Below are 19,101 nucleotides of genomic sequence, written 5' to 3'. Positions count from 1 at the left end.
TCGTTTGCTTGTTAAGTCGAGCGAACGGCAATCGTTTTAATCGCTTGAAAAACAACGATAAATAACGCCAGTATTGTCAATGAGTGTAAAGGTGTCACCTTTGGTAAACAAAATGTTGTGGGTGTGAGGGGTTGACGACTCTTTATTGTGGAAGACGGCTTGTGAACGGTGTGGGTTGGCACCGGATTGCGATCTGGATAGCGCGCCTGGCGAGTTGGAGCCTGCTGGCTCTGCTCTGCCTGGTCTCGTGTCTTGTCAGGGCTCAGGAACCGGTATACCGGTTCCAACTGTCCCGGGGGCCGGCCGCCGACGCCCTGGAAACGGTGGCTGCGCAGACAGAACGCAACCTGCTTTACCCGGCCGACAAGCTGGATTCGGTGCGTACGCCAGCCCTGCGGGGAGAGTACAGCCTGGCGGCGGCGCTGGATCACTTGCTGGCCAACACGTCATTGGAAGCCGTGTTGAGCCGACAGGGGGTGATCCTGATCCGTGATCGGCCAAACCACAATAAAGAGATAACGACAATGACAGCACAATCTTCGAAATTGACCCCGTTAGCAGCATTGATGGCGCTGCTCTTTTCCACCGGCAGTGCGACGGCCGTCGCCGAAGAGGTGGAGGAATCGATTGAGGTGATCAAGGTGACAGGGACCCGGGGAAGCCTGGGGCGGGCACTGAATGAAAAACGTTTTGCCGATGGCGTGGTGGATGTGATCTCCGCGGAGGAGATCGGCGTAATGCCGGATCCGGACATTGGGGATTCACTGGAGCGGATCACCGGGTTGCAGATCCAGCGGGGGGAGAACGGCGTGGCCCGGGATGTGAACATACGGGGCCTGCCGGGGCAGTTCAGCAAGGTGCTGTACAACGGTCGTACCATCACCACCGCCATCAACCCCAACCGTAACTTCTCCTTCCAGATCATGCCCTCCGCCTTTATCTCCAAACTGGCGGTACAGAAGAGCACCTCGGCCGATCTGGAGGAGGGGGGCATTGCTGGTACCGTGGACATGCGCAGTCACCGGGCGTTTGACAACCGTGAGGCGGTCACCAAGGTGATCCTCAAGGGCAGCTATCAGGGTAACAGTGGAGATATCGGCCCGGACTTCTCTCTGGTTCACTCCAATGTGTTTGCCGATGAAAGCCTGGGCTTTGCCTTTGGCCTGAACTATCTCAATGAGAAGAACGCCAGCCAGCACACCACCTCCGCGGCCATGGGCAGTGCCAACTGGACCGAAACCAAGCTGGGCGCCGATATCAACGAGGATGGGGATACTGAGGATAAGATCTACGGGCCCAGCCAGATCCGTATCGAACACCACGACAACGAGCGAGAGCGTAAGTCCGCCTTTGCCAACATTGAGTGGCGCCCCATCGACAGCCTCAGCCTGTTGGCAGAGACCCTTTACACCAACTATGAGAGCGCCGAGAACCGGGCTCGCCAGGTGTTCAACCTCAAGGGCAAGGCGCTTCAGAGCGACGGTCTGGTGACCACCTCGGCCAACGGTTACGACTACGCCAGCCAGTTCAACGTCACCAATGCCGGCGCCTTTGTGGACAACACCCCCATCGCTCGGGAGAGCGATATCTGGCTGCACTCGCTCAACGCCCGCTACGAGGGGCAACGCTTGAGTGTTTCCGGCGGGATCAACCTGGCCAAATCCGATCTGCTGTTGAACTCCCTGCTGCTGCAATCCTTCCTGCCCGCCCAGAATGTCAGCTTCGATGGCCTGCACGATGGCCCCTGGGGCGTGAACTACAACGCCGAGGATGCGGCGGCGGCCCTGCTGGATGAGGCCAACTACAAAAACACCAAGCTCAACGCCATCCAGTTTGGCACAACCCAGGAGAACAACTCCCTCTCCTACAACCTGGACTTCCAATACGCCCTGGAGGCGGAGTTGGGGCCACTGCTGCTGGACAGCATCAAGTGGGGGGCCCGCTACAGCGATGAGGAGCAGTTGCATCGTCAGCCCCGGGTGGCGATGAATGCGGCCCAACTGAGCGCCTTTATGGCGGACAACGACTATGCGCTGAACTTTGTGCCCGCAGAGCCGGCCAATGGTGACTGGTTCGATGGCCGTGAGGGCACCACGGGGGCCCCCTTGACCTTTCTGACCGCCGATGTCCACGATTTCCTGGATACCTTCAGCTATGAGCAGATCAAGGCCGCGGGTAACTTTACCCAGGCCCCCATCAATGATCTGCTGGAGGACAGTTGGGCGGCCTATCTGCGTACCGACTTTATCCTGTTTGACAACGTCACGGGTAACCTGGGCGTTCGCTACATTCGCACCGATCAGACGGTGAAGGCCGATGGCACAGGTCTGGCCGATCTGGATCAGGGGTTGGTATTGAAGAGTGACGGAACCATGGATCTTCGAGGGATCGATCCTGAAGGCGGCCTGGTGGTGCGGGAGCGCAGCTATGATGAGTGGTTGCCCAGCTTTAACCTCAATTGGAGCATGACCCCGGACATGTTCCTGCGCTTTGGCGCCGGCCGCACCCTGGCCCGGCCCAACAAGAACGATCTTTCCCTGAAGGCCAGCTTTAACGACGATACCGACACGGTGGCGACCTCGGATCCCGAGCTGGCGCCCTTTATGTCGGACAATCTGGATCTGAGCTGGGAGTGGTACTACAACCCGGAGGCGCTGTTCTCCGTGGCCCTGTTCCATAAAGATCTCAAGAGCCTGGTGGGTACCATCGAGCGTCCCGACTTTATGAGTGTCTATGACGAGGCGGGTCAGCTGGTGGAGGAGAATCACCCTGTGACCATCAAGGGCAAGGGTAACGCCGAGGGGGTTAAGCTCAAGGGCTATGAAGTCTCCATCCAGCAGCCGTTTGACGGGTTGCCTGGCTTCTTGAGCAACACAGGGGTGAAGGCCAACTACACCTATATCGACAACTCGGCGCCAGACGTGTTGCGGGCGGCCTCCAAGCACAACTACAACATGGTGCTCTACTACTCTGTCCGTAAGTTCGATGCCCGCATCGCCTACACCTACCGGGACGAGTACCTCAAGGATCCCGCCGAGGATCAGTTCTCCGCCACCTACTGGGATGCCAGCGAGCGTTTGACCGTCAGTGCCTCCTACAAGCCGTTTAAGCGCACCAGCCTCTCCCTCTCGGTGAGCAATGTGCTGGATGGTGGCTCTTTCGTCTACCACGAGAATGGCACCTCCCGGGCCTTTAACGACTTCGGGATCCGGGTCAATGCCGGTCTGGCGATGACCTTCTAAGGAAAGGGCGATCGCGGTCGTTTGGGCCGCGATCGCTCCGGATCGCGTCGATGACGAGCCCAAGCGCATACACGGCCCCCACGGGGGCCGCTTTTTCACATTTTCCCCTGTTACGGCATTGGGCCTTTGGGCTTGGTGCGTCCCCCGCTTTGCTTGATATCGATGACGGTTTGCCGAGTTTTCTGAGCAGCCTCTGGGCAGTGCTCTCGGGGGAGAGGAGGGGGAACGCGAACAGCAGGGATAAACCGACCCATGGCGGTCGTAGAGATAGGGATTGAGGGAGGGGGCAGGGAGCCCCTGAGTTCGGGCGAGTCTGCCCGGGCAGATTGACAGTGGATGTTTTCGTAAGACCTGACGTTTCGAAGTGGCGGACCCATAAAGATAACAGCCGTCGAACTGACTTCGAATGGATGGACAGGAGTGATTTTGTATCACTCCATCAGTATCACTTTAAATGGAAGAGATATGGAAAACAGAAAACGGATACAGGTGAATGGTAAGTCGAGCGGAAGGCTGGCCAGTGCCCTATTGCTGGGGACACTCTCAGCCTTGGTGACGGCGCAGGCCGCGACGACCACACCGCTGCTGATCGATGACTTTGAGGATGGCACCGTCAGCCAATGGCACAATGGCGGCAGTGGTACCATAGAGGCCGCAAGCCAGGCGGCGTTCAGGGGTAACTATGGTGCCCGCATCAAGCGAGGCGCGAGCCTGCAGACCACTCTGGAGACCTCGGGCTACGACGCTCTGAACATCAGTTACCAGCGTGCCACCTCCGGGCTGTCCGGTGTCGAGGATCTGGCGGTGGAGTGGTCCAGCGATGGCAGTAACTGGACCTTACTGGAGCGCACGACGGATACCAACTGGGCCAGTCGACAGCATGAAGTGATCCTCAATGGGGAAACCTCGGTCACGCTTCGCTTCAATGTCACCTCCAACCTGAACACCGAAAAAGCCTATGTGGATGATGTGGCGATCACCGCCACGGCCGCTGGCGGGGTGAATATTCCGCCAGAGGTTTCCCTGGCTGCCTGGAGCAGCGGGATCACCGCGGACTGGACGGCCGCAGCGCAATCCGCCGGTTACTATGCCCTGGCCAGCGATGCCGGTGAGGTGGAGATCCGTGACATTCGTCAGGCCCTCACCCATCAGATCCCTGCCGCAGATGTGGCGGCCCTGGTGCCTGGGTTTGATAGCCTGTGTGGCCTGGGCTTCTCCCCCAGTGGCCGTATGCTCTATCTGGCGGCCTGTGCCTCGAGCAGTGGCAGTGATAAGGATGCGGTGCTGGCCTACAACACCAACACCGACACCCTCAGCCTGTTTGATCGCCAGACCCTGGCGACCCAGGGCAGCGGCCGCTTTGGTATCGCCTACTTCCGTGGTGAGCTTTTCGTCGGCAGTGATCAGGGCGTTCTGCGCTACCCGGCGGGCCGCAATGTGGTGGCCCTGGGCGGGGCTGAGCCCACCAGTCTGATCGCCACCGACGGCGCCATCTCTGGCATCGCGGTGGACTTGGCCAATGAGACCCTCTACGCCAACAGCGATCAAATCCTCTATCGGCTGGACTTGAGCGCCGACAGGGCAAGCGGGATCGCCAATGGCAGCCGTTTTGCCGGCCTGACCATGGGGCACCTGTACGGCGGCAGTGACACAGGTGGGCTGTTTTTGCTGGAGAGCCTTACGGCTTCGGCGCGAGTGCATCGGATCGCCAATGGGGAGCTGGACGCCGGTGGCAGCGTGACGCTGATCACCTACGCCGATCTGGAGCCGACGGTGAAGCAACTGGCGGCAACGGCGGATGGCAAGATCCTGCTGGCCCAGGGCAGTGCCCAGTTGATGGCGGACAGCCGGGATCAGAACCTGGATTTCGACGCCTGGATGGCCGATGAGCTGAGTCAGTATGTGGCGGCCATTAAGAGCCTGATCGGCGACGGGGGTATTACAGGGACCAACAGCCTGATCCCCCAAGGCTTCCTGGCGCGGAAGATCGTTTCCGAGGGCAGTGCGGTTAACACCACGCCTATTGCCGACAACGTGGGTTGGGCCCTGTTGCTGTTGATGGCGGCGGATCAGGTGGCGCCGGATCCGGATATCGAGCCGTTGGTTGAGCTCTTGATCCGCCGTCATGCCGGTCTGCATGGCGATGGCCTGGGAGGCAAACGGACGGTGGATGGTCACTTCTTCCGTAACTACCAGAGTGACGGCAGTCCGGCCAGCAATCCCCAGCCTCAGGTCTACATCAGCATGAAGTTCCTGCCGGCGGCCTACAAGGCGGCACAGCTGTACCCGGATAATGCCAATATCCAGCATTACAAGGAGTACCTGCGTCAGCTGTTCAAGCGCTCCAGTGACACCATTCGGGCCAACCAGAGGATCACCTGGACCAATGACGATCACGGTCCGGTTGCTAACAACAACCTGATGGCCAACGAGACCTGGATCTATGGCGATCTGGGCGCGGCCCAGGATCCCCTGGCTACCCAGGACTACGCGCAATATGTCTACCACAGGGACAATTTCAACAGCGATCAATGGTTGCTCGGTGAGCCTGTGATCAAGGGATCCCACTCCGCCTTCATCGTGATGGGGGGCAGTTTGATCCTGCGTCACCATTTCGAATCTCCGGACTGGGCGGCACAGAACCGCAACTACTATGCGGTGACTCAGGCAGCCAGTGATGAGTTGGGTGCGCCCTATTTTGCCGCCTTCTCCGCTGGCAACCACCCCTATACCTGCTTTAAACCCAACAGCTGTAGCGCCTACTACAACGATGGTCCGTCCGATCACCCCAATGACATTCTGCATTTCCCGGCGGTGATGGGACTGGGTCAGCTGGGTTACAGTGCCCCGGTCGTTGGGGCGTATCAGGCGTACCGGGATGGCCGCCGCCAGGCGATGCTCAATGCCTCTGGGGGGAATGCACTCTCCATGTTGACCCGCTGGAGTTTCCAGGATCCCAGCTATGTGATGAACTCAGTGGGGATCGCCGACTTCTGGTACGGCGGTATCGGTCTGGTGGAGACCCTGGCTCCGGGGACTCTGGATCAACTGCGTGACACCTTCTATCGTCCTGGGCTTGAGCAGAGTCTGGTCGATGGTCGCACCGAGTTGAGCTACTCCAGGCTGACACCTCGTCGCGTGGTTGGCATCGACAGTGATGGCAGTGAAACCGTTTACGGTTTTCAGCAGTCGCCTTACCTGCTGCCGGTAGGCGCGGCCCATGCCAGCTATCGGGTGGACGATCCCGAAGGGGAGTGGCTGGAGCTCAACGATCTGACCAGTGAGACAGCCCGCTTTGTTAACCCGGATTTTGCTCAGGGTAAAACCGGCTGGATCCACAGCGGTGACTACCTCTTCTTTACCCCAGAGGCCGAGGGCGTCAGCATCAATGGCAAGAGCGCCGAGCTGAGAACCAACGGCAATGTGCTGGATCCCCAATCCAGCCTTCGCCAGAGTCTTGTGGTGACGCCGGGTCTCGACGGAACTCGTTACATCGTTCGCGCCAACGGCCATCTGGCGACGGCCGGGGCACCGGGACAGGGGTATTTGCAGATCCAGTGGGATACGGATACGGATCCTGCCAACGGTGTGCTGAGCACGCAGCGAAGCAACGTGCTCAGTGATGCCCAGCGCCGCACCGAGTTGCTCATCAACACGCAAAAGCCGGCGGGTGCCGAGGTGATGCACATCAGCTTCGTGGTGGAGGCCGGCGCAGCCGAATACCATCGCTACCTGTTTGATGATCTCTCTCTGGTACGTCTGGGCGCGGATCTGCCACTGGATAACGGTGACTTTGAGCAGGGGGTGGCCAACTGGACCCTGGCGGCACCGGGTGTCTTCCTGGTGACCGAGAACGCCCCTCAGGGCCAGCAGGCCCTGCGTTTCGAGGCGGGAGCGGGCGAGACCCAGTGGCAAAACGCCTACCGGGTCCTGGACGTCAGTGGTGATCCCGATGGCACCCGTTACCTGTATCGGTTTACGGTGGGCGAGATTGGCCTGGATGAAGCGGATTTCGAAGTGATGATCCAGACCTATGACAGCAACGGTGCCTTGTTGATCACCCGCAATGATGTTGGTGATCTGCTCAGCAGCAGTGCCGGTGAGCAGATCTTCAGTTTCCGCAAACGGCCTGAGGATGCGAGCTACCGTTTGACCTTCCGGTTAAAGCGTACCAGTGCAGACAGCATAGGCCAGGCCCATGTTTTGATCGATGATCTGCGTCTGGATAAGGAGCAGTTGTTCTAAATCGATCCTATTAATGTTGAAAACGAGGGAGCCTCAGGTTCCCTCGTTTTTTTGCGCCATATTCTGGGGCCGAGCTTTCCCTCTGCTGGTCAGGGCACAACCTGACGCTTCCTCACTGGTATCCATCAATGAACTGAGTTACTGTCGGCAGGCGCTCGCAGGGCATGATTTTTCTATAAAAATGTAGTCACTTCCGTGGTTTTCGAGGGTTGACGAAACACCACAGGAAGGGGCGAATGCCTGCCTCTGTGAGAATGACATCAGGTCCTGAGTGACCAATCAATAATAAAAACTTACGTTCAAGAGATAGCAGTATGAACATTCAACAAGCACACTCTCTGGTGCCACTCGGACGCGCCGTGCGTCTGGGGTTGCTGGCCGGGTTGAGCCTGACTTTGGCCGGTTGTGGTGGCGGTAGCGGCAGTAGCGGTGGGGGAGACGGAGGCTCCGGCGGCGAGCTGCCGCCCCTGCCTCCAGAAGTCGCCTTTACCGATTGGGCGTTTGACTCGGGCCAGGCAGCCCTGGTTTCAGCGGCTCAGGTGGCGGGTAAGTACGCCGTGGCCGATGACCAGGCACTGAGCATCGAGATCCGTAACATCAATGAAGACCTCAAGGTGACGATTAGTACGGATCGGATCCTGGCGCTGGTGCCCGAGGCAAACTTCGCCGCCGATGGCGGGATCTGCGCCATGACCTTTACCCCGTCCGGGCGTTTCCTCTACCTGGCCGTTTGCGCCGGTGAGGAGGATGCGATCCTGGCCTACAACACCAACACCGACACCCTCTCCTTGTTTGATCGCCGGGCCCTGCGGGGGGAGTCCGGCGCGCACTTAGGCATGACCTATTTCCAGGGGGAGCTGTTCGTGGGCAGCGAAGCCGGGGTGATCCGGTATCCGGCGACACGCAATGTGGTGCATGAGCAGGCCGCGATGGGTCAAGGGGTACAGATTGGCACTGACAGTCCGGTACGTGGCCTGGCCGTGGATATGGTGGATCAAACCCTTTATGCCAGCACCGACACCGGCCTCTACCGGATGGCGGCAAATGGCACGGCACTGCAACAGATCGCTGCGCTGGACGGCCTGGGCAACCTCAGCATGGGCCGGGTCTATGGTGCGGAGCAAAGTGGCGGCTTGTATCTGCTGCAACAAGGCAATGAAGGTAAGCAGATCTTGCGTGTCGGCCTGGACGAACTAAGGCGTGGCGGCAACGTTAGCCCAGAGCTTTACACGGCGCATTTGGACGAAACCCTCAGCGATATCGCGGCGACCGCCGACGGCCGCATGATGCTGGCTCAGTCCGATGTGCAGATGATGTATGAGACCAGTGATCAACGCCTGAGCTATGAGCAATGGCTGCACAATGAACTCGACAGCTATAAGCAGGCGATCTTCAGCCTGGTGGAGGGGGATGGGATCCCCGGGACTGGCAACCTGATCAACAAGCCCGGCATGCTGATGCGCAAGATTGAGGCGGCAGGGAGCAACCCCAACTCCACCCCCATTGCCGACAACGTCGGCTGGGCGCTGTTCTTGTTGATGGCGATCGATCAGGTGGCTCCCGATCCAGACATCGAGCGGGTGGTGGAGCTGCTTATTCGCACTCATGCGGGCCTGACTCCCGGTCATGGTGGTGAGCGCACCGTGGATGGTCACTTCGTTCGCGTCTATGCCAGTGACGGTAAGCCCAATGCCACCAACCCGCAGCCACAGGTGTATGTCAGCATGAAGTACCTGCCTGCGGCCTACAAAGCGGCTGAGCTATACCCGGATAATGCCAACTTGCAGACGTACAAGGAGTACCTGCGCCAGTTGTTTAAACGGGCGATGGATACGGTGCAGGCGGAGCAGCGGATCACCTGGACCAATGACGATTTTGGTCCTATTCCCACCGGTGGCAAGGCGGCCAACCTGATGGCGAACGAGACCTGGATCTACGGTGACATTGGCGCGGCTCAGGATCCCTACGTCACCCAGGATTACTACCAGTACACCTACAACCGCGACAGCTTCAAGGTGGATAATTACATCAAGGGGGAGCCGGTGATCATGGCCTCCCACGCCGCCTTTATTGTCATGGGGGCGACGCTGATCCTTAATCACCACTTCTATGGTGATGGCTGGGTGGAGCAGAACCACAACTACTATGGCCTGACCATGGCTGAAACCGACGATATGGGCGCGCCCTATTTCGCCGCCTTCTCCGCCGGTAACCACCCGCCTTGTCCCAGCCCTAACCCGGATAAGTTGCCCTGCGGCGGATACTATAATGACGGGCCCTCCGATCACCCCAACGACATCCTCCACTTCCCGGCGGTACTGGGCTTTGGCCAGCACCAGTATACGGCGCCCCTGGTCGGCGGCTATATGGCTTACCGGGATGGCCGACGTCAGGCGATGAACAACGCCTCGGGCGGAGAGCCCATCCCCATGCTGACCCGCTGGTCCATGGAGCACGATGATTTCGTGATGGGCTCGGTGGGGATCGCCGACTTCTGGTACGGCGGTATCGGCCTGGTGGAAACCCTCAAGCCCGGCACCATTGACAAGTTCCGCGGCGATTTCTTCCGTCCCTATGTGAAGGAAGAGGGTGGTCAACTGATCTACTCCAATATGACGCCGCGTCGCGTCGTGGGGATCGATGACGATGGCAGCCGTACCGAATACGGCTTCCAGTTATCGCCCTACACCCTGCCTCGAACCCATGCTCAATACGAAGTGATGGATCCGGTCGGTGACTGGATTGAGTTGGACGATCTGGTCAACCCACTCGATGGTAAGACGCCGCGCTTTAGCAACCCAAGCTTCACCAAGGGTATCGAAGGGTGGACGGTAGAGGGCAATGGCGTCTCTGTCGTGAACGGCATTGGCAGTAGCGCAGTGCAACTGAGTGCGGGGGATGTTATCGGCCAGCCATTGGACGTGTCCCTGGCGCTGGATGGCTCACGCTATATCGTCCATGCCTTGATTGGTGCGACCCAGGGCGAGGGGCTGATCCGCCTGCGCTGGCGTGCGGATCGCGACAGCAACAGCCCGTTTCTGGCGGAAACTCTGAGCGATCTAGTGAAGGGTGAGGATGCGCTGATCGATGTCAAAACGGTCAAGCCAGAGAATGCCCACTACTTGCACATTGAGTTTGTTGCCAACACGGGGACGGTGACCTTCGAGAGCACCGCAGTCACCCTGCGCGGGGCCGACCAGCCGATTGATAATGGCGACTTCGAACAGGGGCTGGCTGGTTGGGAAGCCAGTGGCAGTGGCATTATCGAGGTAACGGATCCGACTCTGGCCGTCAGTGGTGACAAGGTTATTCGCTTTGTTCGTAGCGCCACGGCAACCAGCAGCGCCTGGCTGAAGCGCAGCTTCGATATCTCCGCCGATCCGGTGGGGACCCGATACCTGTTCCGCTTCCACGCCGATGCGACCGAGCCTGATGCGAAAAACTTCAAGTTTGCGGTGAATCTGGAGGCCAAGGATGAGAATGGTGAACGTACCGTGCTGCGCAATGACGTTGGCGATATTCTGCCGGGTCACTATGGTGAGCGGACCTTTACCTATCGGAAACGGCCGGCGGATCATACCTTGGAGATCACCCTGGATATGAAGCGTGCTGGCAGCGACATCGTCGGCTCGGCCCGGGTTTATGTCGATGACTTCCGGATGGACAAGGAGCGTCTGTTCCGAGAGTCGGATTGTGTCGCCGACAGTCCGACCGGTTGTTTGCCGTCGATCCACCGTTAAGTGTTCGCTGAGTCTTAAACGGCCCTTCGGGGCCGTTTTTTTGTGCGCGGCCCGATTGTAAAGTTGTGTAAGTGTCTTGTGGGTCTGTCCGGGTTTGAGATCTTTAGTTGAGAGAGAACAGTTGCGCGGGTGTAGAGTAACCACTTGCGTAAAGAGAGTGCTTAGGGATTTTTTGGAGAAAACTGGGATGTCGGATGAGCACAACCAGGTCTTGAAGGCGTTCATACACTGTCGCGGCAGCTTGACGCGGTTCTTGCTTAACAAGCGTGTTGCCCGGCATGACGTGGAGGACATCCTGCAAGAGGCCGTAACCCGGGTGCTCAGTGAGCAGGAAAAGAGGTCGATTCAGTCCCCTAAGGATTACCTCTTTATTGTTACTCGAAACTTGATGCATCGGGATCTGAGCCGTCAGTCCAAGGAGATAGCGACGGAGATCGAAGATGCCCTGGTGGGCTTTAGCGATACGCCGATGGATCATGAGTTACACCATAGGCAAAAGTTGGAAGCGTTCAATCGGGCGCTGGAAGGATTGCCAGAAAACCCTCGCCGAGCTGTGCTGTTGCGTAAATGCTCCGGGTTAAGCCATAAACAGATCGCTGCCGAACTGGGGGTTTCGGTGAGTTCGGTGGAGAAATACATTGCGACGGCGCTGCGCCACTGTGGTGATATGCTTTTGGCCGAAGGGTTTGATTTGGATGTTGGCAGGGAACGCCAATGTCGGGTGAGAGGAGAGTAGGGATGCGGTATCAGACACGGGTGACCTCATTGCGCGATCCGGAAGTGATCAAGCAGGAAGCGGCAGAGTGGATGGCCAAGATGGATGGCAAGTGCCTATCGAGGCAAGAGCGGGAGTCCCTTAATGCCTGGTTGCGTCAGGCCCCGGAGCATGCGTTGGCACTGAAACAATATATGGGGCTCTGGCAACAGATGTCCGAGACTCTGGAGGGCCAGAGGATCCCGGCTCCGGTGCCGATGGAATCTCGTTGTCGTAGCGGCATCTGGCGTCCGGCACTGGCCCTTGGGTTATCGCTGGTGCTGGCGGTATCCCTCTTCCTGATCTATCCCGGTTTTCAACCAACGGCCCCGAGTCAACATTTGATCACTCAGGTTGGTGGTCAGCGGATCCAGACTCTGGATGATGGCAGTACAGTCGTTCTTAACACCGACAGTGAGTTGGAGATCCGCTTCACTGACGAGGCCCGGGTGGTTCACCTGAAGCGGGGGGAGGCCCTGTTTGAGGTGGCCCATGATCCAATGCGACCTTTCCTGGTGTATGCCGGTGACAGTACGGTCAGGGCCGTGGGAACAGCCTTCCTGGTGCGCATGAGTGACGCGGAGGTCAAGGTGACCGTGACGGAGGGGACGGTTGCCTTTTCTCGTCAACCAGCGTCGATGCCCACTGCGGAGATCGCAGATGTGGTAAGCCGGGATGCGGTGATGCTTGTTAAGGGCGAGCAGGCCGCAATGAAATTGTCCGATGAGGTACTGCTTGAGCCTCTGAGTTTGCCCGAGTTTCAGATAGAGCAGGAGTTGGCATGGACCCAGGGGGCTTTGATCTTTCGTGATCAGAGCCTGGCAGAAGTGGTGAGTGAGGTAGGACGTTATACCGATAAGCACATAGTGATCCAAGACCCGGAAATTGGCGCCCTTAAGCTCAATGGTCGATTCGCCGTGGGGGAAACCCAGGCCCTGTTTGAGGCTATAGAGCTGACTTTCGATCTCCGGGTGGAGTACCGGGCCGATCAGATCATCCTGGGCTATGGCGGTTAGCCAATTAGACAGGCTAGGTGAGTCTAAAGGGAGCCAGTGAAAGGCTCCCTTTTTCGTTGGGTCCTCATATCGTGCTCTTCTTCGCCGCTGGAGGTTAAGCACTTGGCGGCGCCACATCCTTGGACTTGATTGGTTTCCTAAGTTATTCAAATTTATAGTTTTATTTTTTTGATAGCCCGGTGAGTAAAACCCCTCGTTGGGCTCTGAAAAGTTGTGCAAATGTTGAGGGGTTGTGATGCCTTGTGTTTGTACACTGTGGCCTGCACTGCCGGGCAGACATCAAAGACCGGGCCGCTCCCTGCTTAATGGTGGTCTTCACTACGATCTTTTGCTCGATGTTGTCATTCCACAATAAGAATGGAAGCAATATGTCACGACACACGCACTTGAACACTCGGACAGGGTTACTCGCCCTGGTAATATTGGGCGCCTTGACGCTTAGTGGGTGTGGCGGAGGCGAGTCCTCCTCGACTTGTGATCCCAACCAGACTGATTGTGGGAACGGCACCATCACGCCACCGGAGTGCGATCCGGCGACCGACGATTGTGGCACTACGACCCCGCCGGAGCCGCCAGAGTGCGATCCGGCGACCGACGATTGTGGTACCACCACGCCACCGGAACCGCCAGAGTGTGATCCCGCGACGGATGATTGTGGCACTACGACCCCGCCGGAGCCGCCGGAGTGTGATCCGGCGACCGACGATTGTGGTACCACCACGCCACCGGAGCCGCCAGAGTGCGATCCCGCGACGGATGATTGTGGCACTACGACCCCGCCGGAGCCGCCAGAGTGTGATCCGGCGACCGACGATTGTGGTACCACCACGCCACCGGAGCCGCCAGAGTGTGATCCCGCGACCGACGATTGTGGCGCCACCGCGCCGCCAACCTATAACCCTAATGCGCTGATCAGCGATTGGCCTTTTGAAGCCGGCAGCGGCCATTGGGTGGCGACCACTCAAGTGGCCGGCCTCTATGGGACGGCGTCAGCCGAAGGTGCCATCGAGATACGCGATATTCGCCACAAACTCCTGATTGACTTGAGTGCCTCACAGCTTCGCCAGCCCTTGGGCGATGACCACGCTGAAGTGGAACTGTGCGGCATGAGTCTGACGCCCAGTGGCCGCTTCCTGTTTGCGGCCCTGTGCGGGAGCGAAGGCGATGCCATTATTGCGCTCAATACCAATACCCGGGCACTGAGCCTGCTTGCCCAGCCGGTGCTGGGTGAGCCCTCTGAGGCCGGCTGGGCCTTGAGTTTCTTCGCCGGCCAACTCTATGTGGGCAGTGCGCAGGGGGTGTTGCGCTACGAGGTGGACCTCAATACGGTGTATGGCGGTATGGTGTCAGCGCCCGAGTTGATCTCCCTGCCTGGCACGGTCACTGGGTTGGCGGTGGACATGGTGGCGCAACGGATCTATGCGGCAACCGATATGGGCTTGTATCGTTTTGCCCCTCTGTCTACCAATGCCGAGCCTGTGCTGACGACCTCGGGTTTGATTGGCCTGACCATGGGGCGAACTTATGGTGCCCAGGAGACTCAGGGCCTGTTTGCCTTGATGGCTGAAGGCAATACGCGGCAATTACAAACGATCCCTCTGTCGCAGTTGCGCTCGGAGTCCGTGCCGACAATGAGCCTCTACAGTGAGGTGTCCGTGGCCACGCGCTCTGTTGCCGCGACGGCGGATGGCAAACTCTTGCTGGCTGGCGACGGTGCAATATTGATGGCCGATGGGCGGGACGAACGACTGAGCTTTGATGCCTGGCTGCGAGATGAGTTGCAGCAGTACGTCACCGCCTTGCGCAGTCTCGTTTCGGACGGAGCTCTGCCCGGTACCAATAGTGTGGCCGCTCCTGGGTTTCTTATTCGTAAGATCTCCGACATCAATGTCAGCGATAACCGGACGCCCATCGCCGATAACGTCGGTTGGGCGCTATATGCCCTGATGGCGGCTGACCAGGTGAGTCCCATCGACGATATTGAGCTGTTGCTGGAGCGTCTGATCAAACGTCATGCCGGTCTCCACCCCGATGGGTACGGTGGGGTGCGCAGCGTTGATGGTCATTTCGTCCGGCAGTACACGGACGATGGGCTTCCTAATGCAACGGCGCCCTTGCCTCAGGTCTACATCAGCATGAAGTTCCTGCCAGCGGCCTACAAGGCAGCAGAGCTTTACCCGGATAATGAACGTTTGGTGTTGTACAAGGAGTACCTGCGTCAGCTGTTTAAGCGCTCCAGTGACACCATTCGGGCCGAGCGGCGGATCACTTGGCTTAATGATGATCATGGCCCAGGCTCGGCAAACAATGGCATGTCCAACGAGACTTGGATCTTCGGTGATCTGGGGGCCGCGCAGGATCCGCTCGCCACTAGGGACTACGCCCGTTACACCTATGAACGAGAGAACTTTGATTACGATCAGTGGGCAGGAGGGGAGCCGGTGATCAAGGCCTCTCATTCGGCTTTTATCATCATGGGAGCCACGATGATCCTGCGTCATCACTTCGACGGGGCACAATGGCGGGAGCAGAACCACAACTACTATGGGATCACCATGGCGGCTTCAGATCAACTCGGTGCGCCCTATTTTGCCGCCTTCTCGGCAGGGAACCACCCTAACACCTGCTTTAAACCCGACTCCTGCAGCTCTTACTACAATGACGGCCCGTCGGATCATCCCAATAACATATTGCATTTCCCCGCGCTGCTTGGCTTTGGCCAGCATGGGCACCTCTCTCCCATGGTGGGCGGCTACCTGGCCTACCGGGATGGCCTGCGGCAGAGCATGAGCAATATGGCTGGCGGTGCGCCGATAAGCTTGCTAACTCGCTGGATGATGGATGATCCCGATTTTGTAATGAATTCCGTCGGGATCGCGGATTTCTGGTACGGCGCTATCGGGTTGGCTGAGGCCCTCCAAGAGGGGACGGTGGCGAAGTTGCGCAACGATTTCTATTTGCCTGAGCCAAAGACTGTGTCGCAGGCGGGAGGGCAGACGCTGCACTTTTCCAAGATCACGCCGCGACGCGTTGTGGGGATCGACGGCGCCACTCGGACAGACTATGGCTATCGGTTCTCTCCGTTTACGCCGCCTTTGGGGGGAACGCACGCCGATTATGAGATCAGCGATCCAAGTGGTGATTGGATTGAACTCGATGATCTGGTCAATCGCCTGGATGGCAAACCTGAACGTTTTCGTAATCCCTGGTTTGAAGACGGTTTAAAGGGTTGGCAGGAAACGGGAGCGGGCTCGGCAACCGTGGGGATGAGTACGTTGGGACCGGCGGTTGAACTCAATCCTGCCGGTGAATTTACCCTGTTTCAGGGACTGGATGTGAGCGTCGATCTGGACAATACCCGTTTCGTGGTGAGCGCCATGGCTCATGGTGAAACCGGGGCACAGGGCTGGCTGCAACTGCGCTGGACCGCCGATCAGGCTGGCCAGGGGCCAAGTATCGGACCGGTCGAACGTGTCGCACTCAACGCCAATGGACGCTGGCAGGCTTTGGAACTGACCAGCAACAAACCGGCGGGTGGCGAGTATCTGCAGATAGAGTACGGGGTCGATGGCACTCTGCCTGTGCGTTTTGCCAATACCGCGGCCCTGCGTTTCGGTGCCTTATCTGTTCTGGAGAATGGTGATCTTGAGTTGGCTGAGACGAATTGGTTGCTGGCGGGTGGGACCGTGTTGGAGTCGCAGCCACAGATCGCTACCTCAGGGGACACGGTCTTGCGCTTTTACCGAGGCGCGGGGGTCACCACCTGGGGGGCGGCTTATTACTATCTGGATGTCTCGAAAGACCCGCTGGGAACCCGCTATCTATTTCAGTTTGACGTGGATGCCACCGATGCGCCCGACAGCAAGTTCGAGGTCAAGATCGATGTACTCAATGGCCCTCGAACCCCGGCAGATGATACAAGCTTCCTGGAATGTAAGGCGCTTGGGACTCAATGCCTGAATGAACGGCGGGATCTGGGTGATGTGGTGCCGGGGGAGCAGGGGGGCTCTATCTTCACCTATCGTCGTCAGCCTGGCGATCATACCTATCGCATCGGCTTTCGTTTAAAGCGCAACAGCAAAGAGAGTGAGGGGCAGGCGAGGCTCTACCTGGATAATTTGCGTTTAGAGAAACAACGGTTGTTTGATGAAGCCGATTGTATTCCCGACAGTCCGACCGGGTGTTTGCCGACACGTTTGCAATAAGGTTTGGCTGTTTGCGGAAATAGAGCCGAGTGAGGGGAGGTGGGATATTTTTGTTACCCGTTATCCTTTGTATAGATGTTTACTCTAGGGTAAAGCTTGGTGAGTTTGCTTTTGCTATTAACAGGTTTGGCGTAGAAGTGGCTAGAACCTTTAACTTTTAATTCACCAACAAGAATAACTTACCCCACAGCAGGGGACATAAAAGGATAGACGTCATGAGAAAGACAGCATTGGCGATGGCGGCCGTTTCCCTGAGCGGCATGGCATGGGCGGATCAAGCCCCGACAAACGTGGTGCTTATTACTGCCGATGATCTGGGTTACGAAGTCTTCAGCCAGTTTACCGATGGATTGCCGGATCTGGCGCCGAACATGGAGAAGTTCGCGTCCGAGGGGGTGAGTTTTATGCATGCCCACTCCAACACCTCCATCTGTATGCCCAGCCGCTCAATCATGGCCACCGGCCTGTATGGGATCAGCTCCGGCATGATGGGCTTTATGCATCTGAAGGATAAGTCCATCCCCACCGTAATGGGTACCCTGTCCGAGCATGGTTACCGCACGGGTGTGCTGGGTAAGGTCTCTCACTCTACTCCGGATATGGATTACCAGTGGGATTATGTTCAGGACTATGGCGACTTGGGTGCGGGCCGTGATGGTAAGCTTTACGCCAAGTACACGGCGGAGTTTATCAAGCAGAGTAAAAAGGCGGGCCAGCCTTTCTACCTGATGGTGAACTCGCACGATCCTCACCGGGCCTTCCATGATCCGGAAAACCCGATGTCGAACGGTCGAGTGACTAAGCCCTCCAAGCTGTTTTCTCCCGATGAGGTGATCGTTCCTGATTATCTGCCGGATACCGCGCAAACCCGCCTGGAGTTGAGCCATTACTACAACTCGGTTCGTCGATTGGATGACAGCTTCAAGATGATCATCGACGCCATCGAAGATGCTGGCGTGGCCGATGACACCCTGGTGATGTTCCTGTCGGACAATGGCTCGGCCTTCCCGTTTGCTAAGGCGAACACCTACATGTTCTCCAGCCGCACCAAGTTTTTCGCTCAGTGGCCAAACGGCAACATCAAAAATGGCAGCGTGGATGAGGACAACTTCATCTCCTTCGTGGATCTGATGCCCACCATCCTGGACGCCACCGGTATCGAGATCGACGCCAAGTTCGATGGCCAATCTATCATTCCGCTGCTGCGGGGCGAGAAGCAGGAGAACCGGGATTACGTTTATACCCAGATCGATTACAAGATCGGTGGGCCGGCGACGCCGATGCGGGCGATCCAGGACAAGGAGTTTATCTACATCTTCAACCCCTGGTCGAAAGAGGGCGCGAACTACCGTAACTCCAACGAGGGTAAGATCACTAAGGAGTGGCAAAACTCTGGCGATGCCGTCCAGTTGGAGCGCCTGCGAATGTTCCGCGAGCGGGATATGGAGGAGTTTTATGATCTCAGCGTCGATCCCTCCAGCCTGACCAACCAGATCGATAATCCCGAGTACCAGGCCAAGATTGAAGAGTATCGCCAGCGACTGACCGGTTGGATGGAAGATCATAATGATCCTGTCCTGGCCATGATGGCGCATCATGATAACCCTGAGAAAGTGTATGAACTGATGGCGTCCGAGTATCCGAAGAAAGGCTCCCTGATGCCTGCGGCTCAGATCGCCGAGCAGAAGGCGAAGCAGGATGCTAAGAAGGCGAAGAAGGCGAAGCGTGCGGGTGCCAATAAAGGTGATGCCGACCGCAAGGCTAAGCGTAAAGCGAAGCGCGAGGCCAATGCCAAGTAGTGTTCCCAAAGAGGCTGGATGAGTCACTCGTCTGGTCTATAAACCATAAAAAAACTCGCCACTTGGCGAGTTTTTTTATCTGGATTTGTGGGTACTCGAG

7 protein-coding genes are annotated in these 19,101 nt (G+C 57.9%); all 7 read left to right on the top strand.

Translation table 11 applies throughout. The annotated features are described in order from the left end of the window. The first annotated feature begins 161 nt into the window (after positions 1-161). The 7 genes from AC2D8U_RS01415 to AC2D8U_RS01385 all read left to right on the top strand — a co-directional run bounded on the left by AC2D8U_RS01415 (position 162) and on the right by AC2D8U_RS01385 (position 19,001). The gene (locus tag AC2D8U_RS01415; RefSeq protein WP_484617249.1) at positions 162-3,242 is read left to right on the top strand and encodes a TonB-dependent receptor; all 3,081 of its coding nucleotides are present in this window, start codon (positions 162-164) and stop codon (positions 3,240-3,242) included. Positions 3,243-3,707: 465 nt separating this feature from the next. After that, positions 3,708-7,487 carry a hypothetical protein gene (locus tag AC2D8U_RS01410; protein WP_484617248.1) on the top strand — a complete coding sequence of 1,260 codons (3,780 nt, stop codon included), beginning with the start codon at positions 3,708-3,710 and terminating at the stop codon, positions 7,485-7,487. 314 nt (positions 7,488-7,801) lie between these two features. Beyond that, a complete protein-coding gene (locus AC2D8U_RS01405; protein WP_484617247.1) occupies positions 7,802-11,227 on the top strand; it encodes a hypothetical protein in 3,426 nt (1,141 codons plus the stop codon). A 187-nt stretch (positions 11,228-11,414) separates the two neighbouring features. Beyond that, on the top strand, positions 11,415-11,963 hold the full coding sequence (locus AC2D8U_RS01400) for a sigma-70 family RNA polymerase sigma factor (RefSeq protein WP_484617246.1): 549 nt from the start codon (positions 11,415-11,417) through the stop codon (positions 11,961-11,963). Between the two features lie 2 nt (positions 11,964-11,965). Then, positions 11,966-12,997, top strand: coding sequence for a FecR family protein (locus AC2D8U_RS01395; RefSeq protein WP_484617245.1), 1,032 nt, complete (start codon positions 11,966-11,968; stop codon positions 12,995-12,997). 368 nt (positions 12,998-13,365) lie between these two features. Continuing rightward, positions 13,366-17,202 (top strand): hypothetical protein, encoded by a 3,837-nt coding sequence (locus tag AC2D8U_RS01390; RefSeq protein WP_484617244.1) that lies wholly within the window; start codon positions 13,366-13,368, stop codon positions 17,200-17,202. Positions 17,203-17,417: 215 nt separating this feature from the next. Beyond that, a complete protein-coding gene (locus tag AC2D8U_RS01385; protein ID WP_484617243.1) occupies positions 17,418-19,001 on the top strand; it encodes a sulfatase family protein in 1,584 nt (527 codons plus the stop codon). Positions 19,002-19,101: the final 100 nt, after the last annotated feature.

Source organism: Ferrimonas sp. YIN67, from assembly GCF_057219095.1.
This window is presented reverse-complemented; position numbering and strand designations above follow the sequence as displayed.